The following is an 18,127-nucleotide window of genomic DNA, read 5'->3' as shown; positions in this document are numbered from 1 at the left end:
GGTCATGCCGCCTCCGCATGGGCTGCGGCTTTCTTCTCAAACGTCTTGCCGGTGCCGAAGTAGACCTCCTGCACCTTGGGGTGGTCGCGCAGCTCCAGCGGCTTGCCCTCGGCAATCAGCCGCCCGCGCGCCAGCACGATCATGCGGTCGGCATAGGCAAACACCACGTCCATGCTGTGCTCGGTGAACAACACCGCCATATTGCGGTCGATCACCAGCTGCTTGGTCAGCGCCATGAGTTCGTTGCGCTCCTTGGGCGCCATGCCAGCGGTGGGCTCGTCCATGAGCAGGAGCTTGGGCGAGTTGGCCATGGCAATCGCCAGCTCTACGCGCTTCACATCGCCATAGGCCAGCACGCTGCAGGGCCGATCGGCCTGCGACTTCATGCCCACTTGGTCGAGCAACGCCAGAGCTTCTTCGCGTTTGTGGTCGGCAGCCCTGCGCCATAGGGAGAACAGCAGGCCGTCGTTGGAGATCAGTGCCATCTGCACGTTCTCCACCACCGTCAGCGATGCAAAGGTTTCGGCAATCTGAAAGGTGCGGCCCACTCCCATGCGCCATATGTCGCGGGGCTTGCGGCCCACCAGCTCTTGCCCGTTGAGCTGGATTGAGCCTGCATCGGCAGGCAGCTGGCCATTGACCATGTTGAACGTGGTGGACTTGCCCGCGCCGTTGGGGCCAATCAGCGCCAGCAGCTCGCCAGCCGCCAGTTCGAAGTGGATGCCATCCACCGCCTTGACGCCGCCAAACGATTTGCCCAGACCGGTGACTTTGAGGAGGCTCATGCTGCGCCCTCCTTGGTGTTCTTGGCGTCGCGCATGTTGTCAAAGATCTGTTTGATGGTGCCCGCGATGCCCTGCGGAAACAGCAGCACCAGGATGAGGATGATGGCGCCCAGCATGGCGCGCCAGTAGTCGGTGTTGCGCGCCACGGTGTCGTGCAGCCAGGTGAAGGTGACCGCGCCCACCACGGGGCCCGCCAGCGTCTGGATGCCGCCGAGCAGCACCATCACCAGCCCGTCCACCGATTTGCCCACGGCCAGCGACTCCGGCGAAATGCTGCCCTTGGAGAACGCATACAGCGCCCCCGCCAGCCCTGCAGCCGTGCCCGCCACCACAAACGCCGCCCACTGCATGCGCTTGACGTCGATGCCGATGGCGTCGGCCCGCAGCACAGAGTCGCGCCCCGCGCGCAGCGCATAGCCAAACGGAGAGAACAGCACGCGGCGCAGCCACCACACGCCTGCCCCCACCAGTGCCAGCGTGAGCCAGTAATACATGCGCTTGTCTGCCAGCCAGGCCGCAGGCCAGACACCGGTCAGGCCGTTGCTGCCCCCCGTGAAACTGTCCCACTGGTAGGTGATGGCCCAGGTGATCTGGGCGAAGGCCAGCGTGAGCATGGCGAGGTACACACCCGACAGCCGCACTGCGAACCACCCGTAGACAAACGCCCCGGCCGCCGCCACCAGCGGCGCCACCACCAGTGCGATCTCCATCGGTAGCCCGAGCGAGCGCACCAGCAGGGCCGCGCCATAGGCGCCCAGCCCGAAGTAGGCGGCATGGCCGAAGGAGTGCATGCCCGCAGGCCCCATGATGAAGTGAAGGCTGGCCGCAAACAGCGCTGCGATCAGCAGGTCAATCAGCAACACCGTGGTGTACGGCGACTGCGCGGTCAGCAGCGGGGCTGCCGCCAGCAGCAGGCCCAGCACGGCGGCCGCCACCAGGTAGGCCCTGCCAGGCCGACGCAGCGGCTCCTCCTGCATGCCCACGTAGCGGCTGGGCGCCTGCGGCCTGCCGAACAGGCCCCAGGGTCGCCAGACCAGCACCACCGCCATCACCAGAAAATCCACCACCAGGGTCAGCTTGGAAAACGAAACACTCAGGCCAAACACATCGACCACACCCAGCCAGATGCAGATGGCCTTGATCTCGGAGATCAGCAGGGCGGCGGCGTACGCGCCCGGAATGGAGCCCATGCCACCCACCACCACCACCACGAAGGCGGCACCGATGGTGTGCAGGTCCATCTCCAGCGTCGCGGGCTCGCGCGGCAGTTGCAGTGCGCCACCCAGCCCGGCCAGCATCGCGCCCAGCGCAAACACGGCCGTGAACAACCAGGCCTGGTTGACGCCCAGGGCGCTCACCATCTCGCGGTCTTGCGTAGCGGCACGCACCAGCGTGCCAAACCGGGTGCGCGTGAGGAGCAGCCAGACCGCGCCCAGCACCAGCGGACCGACCACGATGAGGAACAGGTCGTAGCTGGGAAACTGCCGCCCGAGCAGGCTCACGGAACCCGAAAGGCCCGGCGCGCGCGGGCCCAGCAGTTCGTCGGGGCCCCAGAGCCACAGCACGGCGTCCTTGATGACCAGTACCAGTGCAAACGTGGCCAGCAGCTGGAACAGCTCGGGCGCCTTGTAGATGCGGCGCAGCAGCACCACCTCGATCAGCGCCCCCAGCACGCCAACGATCAGCGCGGCCAGCGGCAAGGCCACCCAGAAGCCCAGCGCACCGCTCAGGCGCTCGACCAGCGAGTACGCGACGTAGATGCCCACCATGAAGAACGAGCCATGGGCAAAGTTCACGATGCGGGTCACGCCAAAGATCAGCGACAGACCCGCCGCCACGAGGAACAGCGACGACGCGCTCGCCAGCCCGTTGATGAGCTGAACGATGAAACCCGAAAAACTCATGTTCAATAAACCCTGTAGGGCCTGTTCACACTATTTTTGCCAGCGCGAAGGCCATGAAAGAAGCCGGCCGTGCCCCAGCCGCCACCAGCCAGCACCTGCAGAATTGGCCTGTGCCGGACTGCCGGTAGCGTCTGCTGGGACCGAGGCGCAGCAGGCGCCTCAGACTCCTAGGGGAATCAATCAGCGCTTCGTGACTTTTTCACGTCGGCAGCGGACGGCTGGTACTTGGCATCGGCACCATCCAGGTAGACGTAATCCACCATCACGCCCTTGCCGCCTTCGTTCTTGGTGCGACCGACAAATGCGCCCATGGTGGCCTGATGGTCTTCAGGTCGGTAGGTGATCTTGCCGAACGGGGTGTCCACCTGCAGTCCCTTGAAGGCAGCGACCAGCTTGTCGGTGTCGGTGCTCTTGGCTTTGGCAATACCGGCCGCAGCCGACTTGATCATGCTGTAGCCCACCACCGAACCCAGGCGCGGGTAGTCCTTGAACTTGGCCTGGTACGCCTGCTCGAACGCCTTGTGTGCAGGGGTGTTGATGCCGTACCAGGGATAGCCGGTCACCAGCCACCCGTTGGGGGCCTCGTCTTTCAGGGGGTCCAGGTATTCGGGTTCGCCCGTCAGCACGCTGACCACCTCGATGCCCTTGAAGAGGCCGCGCGTGTTGCCTTCGCGCACGAACTTCGACAAGTCTGCGCCAAACAGCACGTTGAAGACGGCGTCGGGCTTGGCATCCGACAGCGCTTGCACCACGCTGCCAGCATCCACCCGGCCCAGCGGCGTGGCTTGTTCAGCCACAAACTCCACGTCGGGCTGGGCGGCCTTGAGCAGTTGCTTGAACGCCGCCACGGCAGACTGCCCGTATTCGTAGTTGGGGTAGACCACGGCCCAGCGCTTTTTCTTCATCTTGGCGGCCTCAGGCACCAGCATGGCGGCCTGCATGTAGGTGCCGGGACGCAGGCGGAAGGTGTACTGGTTGCCACCCTGCCAGGTCATCTTGTCGGTCAGCGGCTCGCCTGCGAGAAAGAAGAACTTCTTCTGCTTGGCAAAGTCGGCCACTGCGAGGCCGGTGTTCGACAGGAAGGTGCCAGCCAGCACATCGACCTTCTCGCGCGACACCAGCTCTTCGGCCACACGAACGGCGTCGCCGGGGTTGGCGTTGTCGTCGCGCGTGATCAGTTCGATCTTCTTGCCATTGACGCCGCCCGCAGCATTGATCTCATCGACCGCCAGCTCCATGCCTTTCTTGTAGGGCTCCAGGAAAGCGGGCTGCGCCTTGTAGCTGTTGACCTCGCCAATCTTGATCACGCCCTGGGCAAAAACAGGGGCCAGGGTAAGGGCCAATGCAGCCGCAGCCGTGGCACGCATGAGGTTTCGTCGCATCGTCATGGGGAGACTCCTGAAGGATGGTTGGAGAGAGATCGAACGGGGGTGAGACAGGACAGGTGTGTGTTGTACGCGCGCCGGGCTCAGCGCAGGCCGTCAACGCCTTTTATTTCAGAGGCCATGAGGCCGCCGACACGTGGCAACGGCCGCCCGCTGTCGGTCACGACAACGGCCACCACGATTTCATTGGCCCGCGGGGCATCGGCTACACGGGCTTCCATGGCGTCGAAATGGCTGCGCACGTACGCCGCATCCTTGTGGCCCAGGGGCACGTCGATGGCCGTGCCGAGGCCGCCCATCTTCTTGCTGGATGGGACCAACGCGGCACCCTTCTCGACAGCCACACGCAGTGGTGCGCCCAGCTTGGGGTGGAGGATGGCGGCGGCGTGCTCCAGCTCGCCCGCCTCGCCCACGATGGCGGCCTTGCCGTAGCTGTGCGCATCGCCCGGGGCAATGCCCAGGGCCTGCACGCAGCGGGCGCCCAGAAGGCCTCCCAGCTCCTCACCGATGGCGATGAGTTCGTCCAGGTTTTCCACATAACGTCCGGCAAAGGGGTTCTCGATCACGGCCATGGCCAGCGCCTTGCGCACCGGAGGCTGAACGTCACGCCCCATTTCCACGCGGACCTCGTCGGTCTGGACGATGATCTTTCGAATCTTGGCTGGCATTTTTTGGCTCCTTGGGATCTTGTCTTGTTCGATGGTGTGCGGGTCGGCGGGCGGCTCAGCGCAGGCCGTTCCACTGGCTGATGTCTGCCGCCTTGAGCCCTCCGACGCGGGCGTGGATGCGCGGGCCCGTGGTCATGGCAAGTATGAACACGATCTCATCAGCGGATGGCGCGCCCGGAACACGCACTTCGATCGCGTCGAAATGGCTGCGTACGTAGCTGGCGTTGATGTGGGTGAGCGGCACATCCAGCGCTGCACCGGGGCCACCCACTTTCTTGGTGGAGGGCACGATGGACAGCGCATTCGCGGGCTGCCCGGTCTTCTCTTCGGCCTGGCCTTTGGCGTAGGCGTTGCGGTCGCCCTTCCAGCCCAGCAGTTCGCGCATGGCGTAGCCGCCGGGCACATGCCACAGCGCGCCGTGTTCCAGCTCACCGGCCGCGCCCACGATGGCGCCTTTGCCATAGGTCTCGATGCGCTCGGCAGGCACCGCCATGGCCTTCAGGAGGCGCTGGGCCATGTCCAGCCCCACGTCCTGCAGCGCGTCCATCATGGGGAGGATGTCGGGCTCGTAACGCCCCGCAAAGGGGTTGGTCAGCACCGCGCCGATGGCACCACGCAGCAGCGGCACGTCGGCCACCGGCCCGAATTCGTGCCGGATTTCCTCAAGATGGGTGAAAACGCGTCGTATCTGGATCATTTTGGAGACCTGTGCATTTCGTTAAGCAAATACTGAACCAACTTCCGATTCCACCGCCGGATCCCGGGGCCATACCGCATCCGCCAGCGCCTGGGGCGCCGAGGTCGCCACGAACTGCCCCTGGCACGCCAGCAGCGCAAACCACAGCAGGCCGCTGGACTGCAATTCTTGCGCTTTTTGCAGCCCCTGGTGCAATGCCCGGGCCACCAGCTCCTTGGGCAAGGCAGGGACATCCACGGTGACAGGAATGGCACCCAGGTCACTGTCGTCCCGCACCTGCCACGCGGGCCTGCGGACAATCCGCGCATCGGCCACATTCACCGCGTTGGCCACGATGGTTGCTGCCGCATCGGCCTGCGCCGCCGTGCGCGCCAGCACCGTCACGCTGTCGGCAATGCCGAGCGACTGGCTGCGCCCGCGCCAGCCACTGGTGGCCACACCGCGCACCGGCATGGCGCTGTCGATGCTGATCTTTCCATTCAGTACCAAGCCGTTGCGCAACTGTGCTGCATTCAGTGCAGCAATGTCAGCGTACACCCCCACCGTGACCGACTGGCCCGGCGCCAGGTGCAGCGCAATGTCGCCCCCGTTGTTGACCCAGGCGCGGTCTATGCCCGGCTGCTCGTAGCAGGCCAGAATCTCCTGCGCCACCGCGCCCGCCACCGCCGCCATCGATGTGATGAAACCTGCGCGATAAGGGCTGCAGGCGGCCCACATGCGGCGCGCCACCACGCCCTGCAAAGCGCAGTGCGCACCCACCGGCGCCCGCAAGCCGGGGAGTTCATTCACCAGCTCCTGCAGTAGGCCTTCAAAACGCTGCCACGCGCGCTCATGCGCCAGGGCCACGGCGTCGCGCGCCCCTTCGGCCTGGAGGATGAGGTCCATCGGCCCATGCTGGAAATGCCAGCGGCCATCGGACAGGAGCTTGCGAGCGGCTTGCATATGCGTTTCAGTACTCGCCGCAGGGCGCACCGCCCGCAGCCGTAAACACCGGCGCGGCCCCCGCCAGAGACGCCGAGCAAGGGCCGCCCCGCAGCGAGGGTGTCGTCCCCCTGGAGGGGGAAGGCGCGAAGCGACTCAGGGGGTGTTTCATATCAGCCCAGCAGAGGTGGGCGACCCAGCGGCCACGGATTGGCGGCGGGCAAGGTCTGCCACACGCGCGCCTGCGGTGCACCATCGCTGTGCCACGCACCGCGCTCCAGCACTTCGCGCAGGCTGCGGATCTGTTCGGTGTGCCCGCCCAGCGCTTCGTAGTCCGCCCGGCGCATGCTGAACTCCATGGGCGCCACGATGGCGGGGGTGGGCACGGTGCCAAAGCTGTTGTCCGGCATGCGCAGCACGTCGGCCATCACGGTGATACCGCCGCCCGGCCATACATAGGCAGGGGCACCGCCACAGGTCACGTTGACCAGCGCGTTTTTGATGGAGCGCGTGAGCAGCACCGGGTTTTCAGTAACCCCTGCGCGCAGGCTGCCGCCGGCTCCGCCAAGGAACAGCACAGACGCCAGCGAAGGCTCGCAGTTTTCGCCGATGCGGTCCACGATGCGGCGCACCTCGGCAGGCATCTCGGCCTCGACCGGATGGAGTTGCTCGTCCAGCACGTACCAGGAGGCATGCTCCCCGGTGGTGGAGGTCATCAACAAGCGCAGCCCCGGCCAGGCCACGGATTCGTCCCAGCCCTCAATGATGGACAGCGGGTCGGCAATGTCGGTGCCGCCCCAGCCGATGCCCGGGTTGGCCACCTGAAAGTAACGACCCGGTGTGGACTTGCGCCCGCGCATCTGAATGCCCGAAGGCTCCATGTCGAGGCAACGGCCCGCCTGGTGCTCGGTGAGCACGCCAGTGATGTGGTCGTCCACCACCACCACCTCGTCTGCATGGCCAAAGAACTGGCGCGCAAAGATGCCAATCGCCGCTGAGCCGCAGCCCACGCGCATGCGCTGCTCGGCCACACCGTTGACGATGGGCGCGCGGCCGGCCTGGATGATGAGCTGCGAGCCACCGTCGATGGTGAACTCCACCGCCTGCTTGTTGCCCAGGGCCTGCATCATCTCGGCGGTGACGCGGCCTTCTTTCTTGGTGCCGCCCGTGAGGTGGTGCACACCACCCAGCGACAGCATCTGCGAGCCGTACTCCGCCGTGGTCACATGGCCCACCACCTCGCCCTTGCAGCGCACGTTGGCCTGTTCGGAGCCGAGGAAGCGGTCGGTATCGATCTTCACCTTGAAGCTGCAGTAGCTGAAGATGCCCTCGGTCACCACGGTGACCATGTCCACGCCGTCGGTTTGGGAGCCCACGATGAAGGGCGCGGGCTTGTAATCCGGGTAGGTGGTGGATGAGCCCACGCCCGTCACGAACACTTCTTCAGACAGCAGCAGGTCGCCGTTCCATGCGGGTTCAGGAGCCACCTCAGTCTCTGCACCTTCTGCAGCCTCAGCGCGGCCCGCAAATGGCACCAGCGTGGCCTCACCCGCTTCCAGCGTCTTGCGCAGCAACACCACCGGGTCCAGCCGCACCAGCACGCCCGCGTGGTTGGCATAACGGTCGCAAGCCCCTGCGCGGCCTTCGGAAATCTGGCACAGCACCGGACACGCATTGCACTCGACCTTGGCAGCGTTCATGCGCTCGTTGCGGGGCCGGGCGCGCTCGAGCACCTGCGGCAGATCCGGCGCATCCATGCCAGGTAGCCCGTCGGTCTTGGTGTGTTCAGTCATCGTGGCGGCCCATTCATTGCATTGTGGCAAGTGCTTGTACGCGCATTGCATTTTGTGTAGCATTCACTTAACTTAAATGTTGTGAACACTACATTCGATGTCAATGTAGCGGAATCGATCAGACTCTGCAATGGTGTTTTTGCGCCCCCAAAAATGGTGCATGAGGAGCCCCAAAATGACGCACGTTGTGACAGACGCCTGCATTCGGTGCAAGTACACCGACTGCGTCGATGTGTGCCCGGTCGATTGCTTCAAGGAGGGCCCCGAATATCTCGTGATCGACCCTGACGAATGCATCGACTGCGCTGTGTGCATTCCGGAGTGCCCGGCCAACACCATCTATGCCGAAGACGACCTGCCCGAAGGCATGGAAATCTTTCTGCAGTTCAACAAAAAGCTGGCGCCCACGCTCCCCACAATCACCAAAAGAAAAGCGGCTTTGCCAGATGCGGAACAATGGAGGGTTGTGAGCCACAAGCTTTCAGGCCTGAACATTGCGCTGTAGAGCGCATGGGGCCCTGCTCTTCAGCCAAATTCCTTATTTGCTTCCAACTTTTCCATCTAACGCACCATGAGCGCCTTTCTTGACGAACGCGTCCTGACGGTCCACCACTGGACGGACCGCCTTTTCTCCTTCACCACCACGCGCGACACCGCGCTGCGCTTCTCCAATGGCCATTTCACGATGATTGGCCTGCGCGGCGAAAACGGCAAACCCCTGCTGCGCGCCTACAGCATCGTGAGCCCCAACTACGAAGAGCACCTGGAGTTCCTCTCCATCAAGGTGCCCGACGGCCCGCTGACCTCGCGCCTGCAGCACATCAAGGTGGGCGACACCATCGTGGTCGGCAAAAAGCCCACGGGCACCCTGCTGATCGACTACCTGCTGCCTGCTAAGCGCCTGTACATGCTCTCCACCGGCACGGGCGTGGCACCGTTCCTGAGCCTGATCCGCGACCCCGAGACGTACGAGAAGTTCGAGGAAGTCATCCTGGTGCACGGCGTGCGCGAGGTGAAGGAGCTGGCTTACCACGACTACATCACCGAGGAGCTGCCGAAGCACGAGTTCCTGGGCGAGATGGTCACCAAGCAGCTTAAGTACTACCCCACCGTGACGCGCGAGGCCTTCAAGCACCAGGGCCGCGTCACCACGATCATCGAGAACGGCCAGCTGGCGCGCGACTTGGGCCTGCCCGCGCTCAACCCCGCCGAAGACCGCGTGATGATCTGCGGCAGCCCCGAGATGCTGCGCGACCTCAAGCACATGATGGAAGAGCGCGGCTTCAATGAAGGCAACACCACGAAGCCTGGCGACTTCGTGATCGAACGCGCGTTCGCAGAGCAGTGATCCCCGGCGGGCTCCACTCCCGGGGCCCGCGCCATCCACCAGGACCCGCCATGTCTGCCACTCCCACCAAGACCCGGACCGCGTCCCCCCGCGCAGCCTCTGCCCGCAAGACGGGCGTGCGCGAGCAGGCCGCACAGACCACGCGCGACAACATCCTGAAGGCGGCGACCAAGGTGTTCGCCCGCTACGGCTACGAAGGCGGCAGCGTGGAGAAGATCTCCAAGGCGGCCAAGTCCTTCGACCGGATGATCTATTACTACTTCGGCAGCAAGGAAGGCCTGTTCATCGAAGTGCTGGAGGAAACCTACCGGCGCATGAACGACGCGGAATCCAAACTGGACCTGGACACCGCCAAGCCGGTGGAGGCGCTGCAGGCGGTGATCCGCTTTGTGGTGGGTTACTACCGCAAGAACCCCGAGTTCATCACGCTGCTCAACACCGAGAACCTGCACAAGGGCAAACACATCTCCAAGTCGATGCGCGCCCGTGAATACTCGTCGCCCGCCATCGAGGTGATCCGCCGCGTACTCGACAGCGGCCAGGCGCAGGGGCTGTTTCGCAAGGACGTGTCGGCGCGCGATGTGTACCTGCTGATCGCCGCCACGGGCTACTTCTACATGTCCAACCGGCACACGCTGTCGGCCTTTCTCGGCGAAGACCTGGAGACGCCCGACGCGCTGGCGCACTGGGAATCGTTTGTCATCGACAGCGTGCTGCGCACCGTGGCACCCGGCCCCAGCCTGCCCAAGGGCAGGGCAGCGGCCTGAATCAACAAGAGATTTTTCCCTGCGGGGTGCCGCGTGGTGCCCCGCCCACCACCCCACGAGGAGAATCCATGGCAGAAGCAGCAGCAGGCGGCAAATCGGGCAAGGTCGTCATCCAGAACATCGGTCTTTTGTTGTCGGGCGACCTGGACCACCCCATCCTCGACGCCGACACCATCGTGGTGAATGACGGCCTCATCGTGGCCGTGGGCCGCTACAAGGACTGCGACACCGACCACGCCAACACCGTGATCGACGCACGCCAGACCTGCGTCGCCCCGGGCCTGATCGACAGCCATGTGCACCCGGTGTTTGGCGACTGGACGCCGCGCCAGAACCAAATCGGCTGGATCGATTCGACCATGAACGGCGGCGTGACCACCATGGTGTCGGCCGGCGAAGTGCACCTGCCCGGCCGCCCCAAGGACATCGTGGGCCTGAAGGCCCTGGCCATCACCGCGCAGCGCTCGTTCGACAACTTCCGCCCCGGTGGCGTGAAGGTGATCGCGGGCGCCCCAGTGATCGAGAAAGGCATGACCGAGCAGGACTTCAAGGACATGGCCGACGCGGGCGTGACGCTGCTGGGCGAAGTGGGCCTGGGTTCCGTCAAGGCGGGCTACGAGGCCCAGCAGATGGTGGCCTGGGCGCGCAAGCACGGCATCCAGAGCACCATCCACACGGGCGGCCCGTCCATCCCGGGCTCGGGCCTGATCGACAAGGATGTGGTGCTGGAGGCCGATGCCGACGTGATCGGCCACATCAACGGCGGCCACACCTCGCTGCCCTGGAAGCATGTGTGCGAGCTGTGCGAGAAGTCGTCCCGCGCCATCGAACTGGTGCACAACGGCAACGAGAAGATTGCCATCCAGGCCGCGCGCGCGGCCATCGAACTCAAGTGCCCACACCGCGTGATCCTTGGCACCGACGGTCCGGCCGGCTCGGGCGTGCAGCCGCTGGGCATGCTGCGCATGATTGCGCTGATATCGAGCTTTGCCGACATCCCCGCCGAGCTGGTGTTCTGCTTTGCCACGGGCAATACGGCGCGCATCCGCAACCTGAACTGCGGCCTGATCGAGGTGGGCCGCGCGGCCGACTTCGTGTTCATGGACCGGGCGCAGCACACCGCCGGCGCCACGCTGCTCGAAAGCGTGCAGCTGGGCGACATCCCGGGCATTGGCATGGTGATGATCGACGGCCTGGTGCGCTGTGGACGCAGCCGCAACACCCCGCCTGCGACCGAGATCCCGGTGGTGCTGTAACTCGCCAACCAGCAACCAACAGCGACAAAAACAAAAGCCCGCATTGGCGGGCTTTTGTTTGGAGGGAAGCGACGGGCTCAGTAGGTGTCCGACACCCGCACCGCACCTGGCTGGGGCTGTGGCTGCGCATAGGGGTCTGCCGCCCGGGCCGAGCCGCCCTGATCCACGCGGAAGCCCTTGCCCTGCAGTACCACGGGCGTGCCCACAGCAGTGGGTTCAGCGCGCTGGAATTGGCGCAGCGAGCCGTCTTCCATGCGCACCACCACCTGGTACACCGTGTGGGTGCGGGTGCGCTCTTCGACCTTGTGGCCCACATAACCACCGCCCACGGCACCTAGCACGGTGGCAGCGGTGCGGCCGCTGCCCTTGCCGATCTGGTTGCCCACCACGGCGCCCAGCACACCGCCGGCCACGGCGCCCACGCCCGTGGCGGGGGCAGCTTGTTGAACGGCCTGCACCGATTCGACACGGCCGCAGCTGCGGCACACAGGGGCTGCCGCACGCACGGGCTGGGCAGCGCCCCCGGGGGCCATGCCACCCGCCATGTCACCGGACCGGCCTGCGCTGCCGCCGGTCTGCGGACGGTAGTTTGCTCCGCTATTCATAGCATTCTGGGCAGGTACAACCGGCGCTTGGGCCCGTTTTTCTTCAATGATCTCGGATTCGGGCGTGCGGGGGGCCGCCGCCAGGGCGGCGGGGGCTGTCGCATCGGCTGCCGAGGGCGTGCGGTTTTGCATCACCAGGGTGGCACCCAAGGCCAGCACGCTCACGCCCAGCGCGCCAATGGCCGCCCACATCCATTTCAGGGCTGGTCCCGCGGGGGCTGCAGCGGGTACGGGCGAGGCAGGAGAAGAAACTGTCAGGTTCATGGTCATGTCCTTGTTCATGTCGGAGAAATCCACAGGGGGCGGCAGGTAGATATGCGCTGCACGCCCGCTACGGAATGGGGCCGTGGTGTTTCAACGGCCTGGATGGTGCAAAGGTACACAGCGGGGGGCGCTGCGGTGTGGCCGGTTTGTAAGCGGCAGTAAGCAGCGGTAAACCACCTTGGCCAGCACTTGCGGCGCCAGGCCCCGCGTATGACCCCTGCCCGCACGGCCCGGCGGCGCAACGGGCACCATCGCAGCGGCCCGAACGATCCGGGCGCCGCGCTGGCCCCCGCTTGTTGTGCGCTGTTGCCAACATTTACAGCTCCTGCACCCGCGCGCGGGCCGCGGCCGTCCACCGGGCCCAGCCCACCGGTCGGCGCGGCCCGGGGTGCAAGGCCTGCTCCAGCGCCTGGGCGCAGCTGGCAGAAAACAGCAGGATGGCCGATGAAAAATAGATCCACATGAGCAGCACCACCAGCGAGCCCGCCGCACCGTAGGCCGACACCACGGCTGCCGTGGACAGGTACCACGCCAGCAGCTGCTTGCCCACCGTGAACAGCGTGGCCCCCACCACGGCGCCCATCACCAGGTAGCGCAGCGACGGCTTGGGGCCCGCGCCGATGCGCATGAGCCCCACAAACAGGGCCACCGCAAACCCGAAGGCAATGGCTTCGTTGACGACCTGCAGCAACGGTGCCAGGGGCGCCAAGGTGGGCAGGTGTGCCACGGTCAGCCGCTCTCCCGCCCAGCCCGCCAACAGGTGGATCAGCGTGGACAGCGCCAGCGACACCATGAGCAAAAAGCCCAGCGCCAGCACATAGGCCAGCCCCCGCAGCCGCAGCGACGCCATGCGCCACCACGCGGCCCGCTGGGGCGGGGTGTAGCCATCCCGGCGCCACAGCCGCTCCAGCGCCGACTGCAGCTCCACAAACACGCCGGTGGCGCCCGAGACCAGCACCACAAACCCGATGACCGATGCCAGTCGCCCCTCGGACGGGGCCTGGGCGCTGGCCATGGCCTGGCGCACCACATCGGCCACCTGCTGACCCATCACCGACTGCACCTGGGCAACCAGGCTGCTCTCCAGGTAGCTGCGGTCCACCCACCAGCCCAGCACGCCCACCAACAGCAGCAGCAGGGGCGCCAGGCTGAGCATGCCGTAGAACGACATGGCCGCGCTCATGCGCAGCCCATCGGCGTCCAGCCACATCTGCGCGGCGCGCCAGAACGGCTGCACCAGGCGCCACAGGGGCTGCAGGGACTGCAGGGGCTGGGCGATGCGGGCAAGCGAAGTCGCCATCAGGGACGGAGGGGGCGCGGTCATCCCCGCGAGCGTAAGGCCTGGCGGCGGCCCCATCCATCCGCCGCAGCCGCGAGGCGGGGTAGGCGCTGTCCCACACGCACCGTGCCGGATGCATCGCACAGAGTTTCAAAGGTGACAGCACCGGTTTTACACGGGGCCGGGGCAGGGCTAGCATGGGGCGCAGTCGGTTGACTCGACCGCCATTGACACAGCGGCCACCGCCGCCCCAGCCGCACCTCCTCACCCCCCTGCGGGCCACAAGCCGTCGGGCCGGTCTTGGCATTCATTCACCTTCACCCCTCTCTGCACGAAAGCGTTTTTTCCATGAGCGTCAAGCAACTCTTCGATCTCACCGGCCAGGTTGCCCTGGTCACCGGCGGCTCGCGCGGCCTGGGCCTGCAGATGGCCGAAGCCCTGGGCGAAATGGGCGCCAAACTCGCCATCACCGCGCGCAAGGCCGATGAGCTGGCCGAGGCCAAAAAGCACCTGGAAGGCATGGGCTACGAGGTGCTGACGGTGGTGAACGACCTGCAAAAGACCGAGGACATCCCCGGCCTGGTGGACCAGGTGGTCGAGCGCTTTGGCACCATCGACATCCTCGTCAACAACGCGGGCGCCACCTGGGGCGCCAAGGCCGAGGACTACCCCGACGCCGCCTGGCACAAGGTGATGGACCTGAACGTGAGCGCGCCGTTCTTCCTTTCGCGCGAAGTGGGCAAGCGCTGCATGATTCCGCGCGGCAAGGGCTCGATCATCGTCACGGCCTCGGTGGCCGCGCTCAAGGGCACGCCCCCGGGCATGAACACCATTGCCTACAACACCTCCAAGGCCGCCGCGCTGCACTTTGCGCGCACGCTGGCGTCCGAATGGGGGCACTACGGCGTTCGCGTCAATGCGATCTGCCCCGGCTTTTTCCCCAGCAAGATGGCCAGCGGCCTCATCGAAAAGCTGGGCCCTGCGATGATCGAGCGCACGCCCCTGCGCCGCATTGGCGGCGAAGAGGACCTCAAGGGCGCGGTGGTGTTCCTGGCGTCCAATGCCTCGCGGCACATCACGGGTGAAAGCATCGTGGTGGACGGTGGTGCCAGTTTGATTTGAGCCCCATGAGGCGCTGCGCGCCTTCCCCCTCCGGGGGACGACGGCCTTTGCTGCGGGGCGGCCCTTGCTGGCCGTCCCTCGCCTGAGTTGCGCCCTGTTTTGCCCGGCCTGTACCCTGCACGAACCAACCCAGAGTTCCGTCACCATGTCCGACCGCCACCTCGCCCATTGGCCACCCGGCCTGTCGCGCCACCTCACGCTGCCGCAGACCCATCTGTTCCACAACGCCGAGGTGTCGGCCGCGCGGTACCCGGACAAGCCCTTTCTGGTGTTCTACGACACGCTGGTGACCTTCCGGCAGTTCCAGCAGCAGGCGGAGCACATTGCGGGCTTCTTGCAGCAGGTGTGTGGCGTGAAGGCGGGCGACCGCGTGCTGCTGTACATGCAGAACAGCCCGCAGTGGATTCTGGCGTTCTACGGCATCCTGCGCGCCAACGCGGTGGTGGTGCCGGTGAACCCCATGAACCTCACCGACGAACTGCGCCACTATGTGCACGACAGCGGCGCGACCGTGGCCTTTGTGCCGCAGGACCTGCATGCACAGGCCCAGCCGCTGGTGGATGTGGCGGGCGAGAAGTCTGGTGAGGGCAAGCTCCAGCACCTCATCGTGGCCGCGTACAGCGACTACCTGCAGGTGCCCACCGACCTGTCCGTGCCCGCTTTCGTGTCGGCACCGCGCCAGGCCATTGATGCCCCGGGCGTCACGCTGTGGAGCGACATGCTCGCGGAGCAGCGCGCCCCCGGCCCCATCACCACCGGGCCGGACGACCTGTGCGTGATGCCCTACACCTCGGGCACCACGGGCCATCCCAAGGGCTGCATGCACACGCACCGCAGTGCGATGAGCACGCTGGTGGGCGGCGTGCAGTGGTTTGCGCGCACGCAGGATTCGACCTACCTCGCGGTGCTGCCGCTGTTCCACGTCACCGGCCTATCGGGCAGCATGAACGGCCCGCTGTTTGTGGGCGCCACCGTGGTCGTGCTGCCGCGCTGGGACCGTGACGCGGCCGCCCAGCTCATCCAGCGCTACCGGGTCACCATCTGGCAGGCCATCTCGACCATGGTGGTGGACTTTCTGGCCAACCCGCGCATTGCCGACTACGACATCAGCAGCATCCAGGCCATACGCGGCGGCGGCGCGGCCATGCCCAAGGCCGTGGCGCAGCAGCTGAAGGACCTGACCGGACTGGACTACGTGGAAGGCTACGGCATGTCTGAAACCATGGCCGCTACCCACATCAACCCGCCGCACCGCCCCAAGCCGCAGTGCCTGGGCATCCCGGTGTTCGACGTGGATGCGCGCGTGGTGGACCCGGCCACGTTCGCCGAACTGCCACCGGGCGAGATTGGCGAGATCGTGGTGCATGGCCCGCAGGTCATGCTGGGCTACTGGAACAACCCGCAGGCCACGGCCGACAGCTTTATCACGCTGGACGGCAAGCGCTTTCTGCGCACGGGCGACCTGGCGCAGGTGGACGAGGACGGTTACTTCTTCATGGTGGACCGGCTCAAGCGCATGATCAATGCGTCGGGCTTCAAGGTCTGGCCCGCCGAGGTCGAGGCCATGATGTACGCCCACCCTGCGATCCAGGAGGTGTGCGTGATCGCCGCGCACGACGATCGCCGGGGCGAGACGGTGAAGGCCCTGGTCGTGCTGCGCGACGCCTTCAAGGGCCAGGTGAGCGAGCAGTCCATCATCGACTGGAGCCACGAACACATGGCCGCCTACAAAAGCCCACGCATCGTGCAGCTGGTGGACAGCCTGCCCAAGTCCGGCACGGGCAAGGTGCAGTGGCGCGAGCTGCAAGAGCAGGAACGCAGCCGCGCGGCCGGTGCAACACCATGAAACCCGTATCAAAGGTCTGCCAGACTTGCTCTGTTTTTGATAGCTACCAGCACAATATGCACTAGCGCTACTGGCCAAAATTACCTCAAACTCCACATCCCACTGCCATGAACCCCTCTGCCCTCGCCCGCCTGCGCTCTGTGCTGCAAACCCATGTGGACCAGGGCCTGCTGCCCGGTGCAGTGGCCCTGGTTCATCACCAGGGCCATACCGTGCTGCACACGGCGGTGGGCCACCAGCGCCCGCCCATCGCCGAGTCGGCGGTGCCCGCGATGGCGCCCGACACGGTGTTCCGCATCTATTCCATGACCAAGCCCATCGCCTCGCTGGTGGCGATGATGCTCATGGAAGAAGGCCGCCTGCTGCTGTCGCACCCCGTGTCGCACTACCTGCCCGCGTTTGCAGGCCAGCGCGTGTACGACGAAGCCACCGGCACCACCGCCCCCGTGCAGCGCGAGGCCACAGTGCACGACCTGCTGCGCCACACCGCCGGCCTGAGCTACGCGTGGGAGGCCGGCACCGTGCCAGACGCCTACCGCGCCGCCCGCGTCGGCTCGCGCCGCCATAGCAATGCGGATCTGGTCGCGGCGCTGGGCCCTTTGCCCCTGGTCCACCAGCCAGGCACCCGCTGGGAATACAGCCGGGCCACCGATGTGCTGGGCGCGGTGCTGGAGGTGATCGAGGGCGAAAGCCTGGGCGCCATCCTGCAACGCCGCGTGTTCGGCCCGCTGGGCATGCACGACACGGGCTTTGCGGTGCCCGCCGCGCAGCAGCACCGCCTGGCCGAAGCCTTTGAGCGCGACCCGCAGACCGGGCTCGGCATGCCCTTGATCGACGTGACCGCACCGCCCATGTTCGAATCGGCCGGTGGCGGGTTGGTGTCTACCGCCAGCGACTACGCGCGCTTTCTGCAGCTCATGCTGGGCAGGGGCACTGCCCCCGGGCAGGACGGCCCCAGCGGCCTTGGCGCCCCCGTGCACCTGCTGGGCCGCGCCACGGTGGACTTCATGACCGCCGACCACCTGGGCAACCTGCCCGTGGCGGGCGACATCCTGCCCACCGGCTATGGCTTTGGGCTGGGCGTGGCCGTGCGCACCGCCACCGGCCAGGCCACGCGCCCTGGATCGGCCGGGCACTACAGCTGGAGCGGCCTGGGCGGCACCTTCTTTTTTGTGGACCCCGCGGAAGACCTGTTCGCCATCCTGCTCACGCAGGCGCCCGGCCAGCTGCGGTATCTGTGCGAGCTGTATCCGGCGCTGGTGTACGCCGCACTGTGATTCGGACACCCCCCTGAGCGGCTTTGCCGCTTCCCCCCGCTCTCGCGCTGCGCGCGGGCAGGGGGACGACGCCCTCGCTGCGGGGCGGCCCTTGCTCGGCGTCTCTGGCGGGGGCAGCGCCAGTTCCAACCGCTGCGCATGGCAACAGAGGCCCCGGCTTACACTCGGCGTCCAGTCACGGCACGCGGCGCAGCGCCACCCGCAGCACGC

Annotated in this window: 16 protein-coding genes; 7 read left to right on the top strand and 9 right to left on the bottom strand. The window is 66.2% G+C overall.

Features of this window, described 5'->3' with window-relative positions:
- Positions 1–2: 2 nt before the first annotated feature.
- From C8C95_RS10670 to C8C95_RS10640, 7 genes are all read right to left on the bottom strand, one after another.
- Positions 3–785, bottom strand: a complete 783-nt coding sequence (locus C8C95_RS10670; RefSeq protein WP_116748575.1) for an ABC transporter ATP-binding protein — start codon at positions 783–785, stop codon at positions 3–5.
- Positions 782–2,689 carry an ABC transporter permease gene (locus tag C8C95_RS10665; protein ID WP_056057173.1) on the bottom strand — a complete coding sequence of 636 codons (1,908 nt, stop codon included), beginning with the start codon at positions 2,687–2,689 and terminating at the stop codon, positions 782–784. Before C8C95_RS10665 ends, C8C95_RS10670 begins: the two co-directional genes overlap by 4 nt.
- Before the next feature lie 176 nt (positions 2,690–2,865).
- The gene (locus C8C95_RS10660) at positions 2,866–4,077 is read right to left on the bottom strand and encodes an ABC transporter substrate-binding protein (RefSeq protein ID WP_063461057.1); all 1,212 of its coding nucleotides are present in this window, start codon (positions 4,075–4,077) and stop codon (positions 2,866–2,868) included.
- Positions 4,078–4,157: 80 nt separating this feature from the next.
- A complete protein-coding gene (locus C8C95_RS10655) occupies positions 4,158–4,742 on the bottom strand; it encodes an amino acid synthesis family protein (protein ID WP_116748574.1) in 585 nt (194 codons plus the stop codon).
- A 55-nt stretch (positions 4,743–4,797) separates the two neighbouring features.
- Positions 4,798–5,439, bottom strand: coding sequence for an amino acid synthesis family protein (locus C8C95_RS10650; RefSeq protein WP_099731557.1), 642 nt, complete (start codon positions 5,437–5,439; stop codon positions 4,798–4,800).
- A 21-nt stretch (positions 5,440–5,460) separates the two neighbouring features.
- Positions 5,461–6,381 (bottom strand): UPF0280 family protein, encoded by a 921-nt coding sequence (locus C8C95_RS10645; RefSeq protein ID WP_116748573.1) that lies wholly within the window; start codon positions 6,379–6,381, stop codon positions 5,461–5,463.
- Positions 6,382–6,533: 152 nt separating this feature from the next.
- Positions 6,534–8,153, bottom strand: a complete 1,620-nt coding sequence (locus C8C95_RS10640; RefSeq protein ID WP_116748572.1) for a 6-hydroxynicotinate reductase — start codon at positions 8,151–8,153, stop codon at positions 6,534–6,536.
- Between the two features lie 175 nt (positions 8,154–8,328).
- On the opposite strand from C8C95_RS10640, the gene fdxA reads away from it, so the two are divergent.
- The 4 genes from fdxA (at position 8,329) to C8C95_RS10620 (ending at position 11,524) form a co-directional block, all read left to right on the top strand.
- Positions 8,329–8,658, top strand: a complete 330-nt coding sequence (fdxA, locus tag C8C95_RS10635) for a ferredoxin FdxA (protein ID WP_116748571.1) — start codon at positions 8,329–8,331, stop codon at positions 8,656–8,658.
- A gap of 66 nt (positions 8,659–8,724) precedes the next feature.
- Entirely contained in the window at positions 8,725–9,501 is a 777-nt protein-coding gene (locus tag C8C95_RS10630) for a ferredoxin--NADP reductase (RefSeq protein WP_116748570.1), read from the top strand.
- Between the two features lie 50 nt (positions 9,502–9,551).
- Complete coding sequence (locus C8C95_RS10625; protein WP_116748569.1) at positions 9,552–10,268, top strand: TetR/AcrR family transcriptional regulator; 717 nt, start codon at positions 9,552–9,554, stop codon at positions 10,266–10,268.
- A gap of 68 nt (positions 10,269–10,336) precedes the next feature.
- Positions 10,337–11,524, top strand: a complete 1,188-nt coding sequence (locus C8C95_RS10620; protein ID WP_116748568.1) for an amidohydrolase family protein — start codon at positions 10,337–10,339, stop codon at positions 11,522–11,524.
- 77 nt (positions 11,525–11,601) lie between these two features.
- On the opposite strand, the gene C8C95_RS10615 is transcribed toward C8C95_RS10620, so the two are convergent.
- Both C8C95_RS10615 and C8C95_RS10610 read right to left on the bottom strand, forming a co-directional pair.
- A complete protein-coding gene (locus C8C95_RS10615) occupies positions 11,602–12,393 on the bottom strand; it encodes a glycine zipper 2TM domain-containing protein (RefSeq protein ID WP_116750241.1) in 792 nt (263 codons plus the stop codon).
- A gap of 316 nt (positions 12,394–12,709) precedes the next feature.
- Positions 12,710–13,693: a YihY/virulence factor BrkB family protein gene (locus C8C95_RS10610; RefSeq protein WP_243415676.1), complete on the bottom strand. Its 984-nt coding sequence runs from the start codon at positions 13,691–13,693 to the stop codon at positions 12,710–12,712.
- 327 nt (positions 13,694–14,020) lie between these two features.
- Between C8C95_RS10610 and C8C95_RS10605 the strand changes: the two genes are divergently transcribed.
- From C8C95_RS10605 to C8C95_RS10595, 3 genes are all read left to right on the top strand, one after another.
- Positions 14,021–14,794, top strand: coding sequence for an SDR family oxidoreductase (locus C8C95_RS10605; RefSeq protein WP_056057149.1), 774 nt, complete (start codon positions 14,021–14,023; stop codon positions 14,792–14,794).
- Between the two features lie 145 nt (positions 14,795–14,939).
- Positions 14,940–16,640 (top strand): long-chain fatty acid--CoA ligase, encoded by a 1,701-nt coding sequence (locus C8C95_RS10600; protein ID WP_116748566.1) that lies wholly within the window; start codon positions 14,940–14,942, stop codon positions 16,638–16,640.
- Positions 16,641–16,747: 107 nt separating this feature from the next.
- On the top strand, positions 16,748–17,917 hold the full coding sequence (locus C8C95_RS10595; protein WP_116748565.1) for a serine hydrolase domain-containing protein: 1,170 nt from the start codon (positions 16,748–16,750) through the stop codon (positions 17,915–17,917).
- Positions 17,918–18,127: the final 210 nt, after the last annotated feature.

It is taken from the genome of Acidovorax sp. 99, from assembly GCF_003096455.1.
GTDB lineage: Bacteria > Pseudomonadota > Gammaproteobacteria > Burkholderiales > Burkholderiaceae_C > Acidovorax > Acidovorax delafieldii.
Note: the sequence above shows the minus strand (reverse complement) of the source record. Positions and strands in the feature narration are given on the sequence as shown.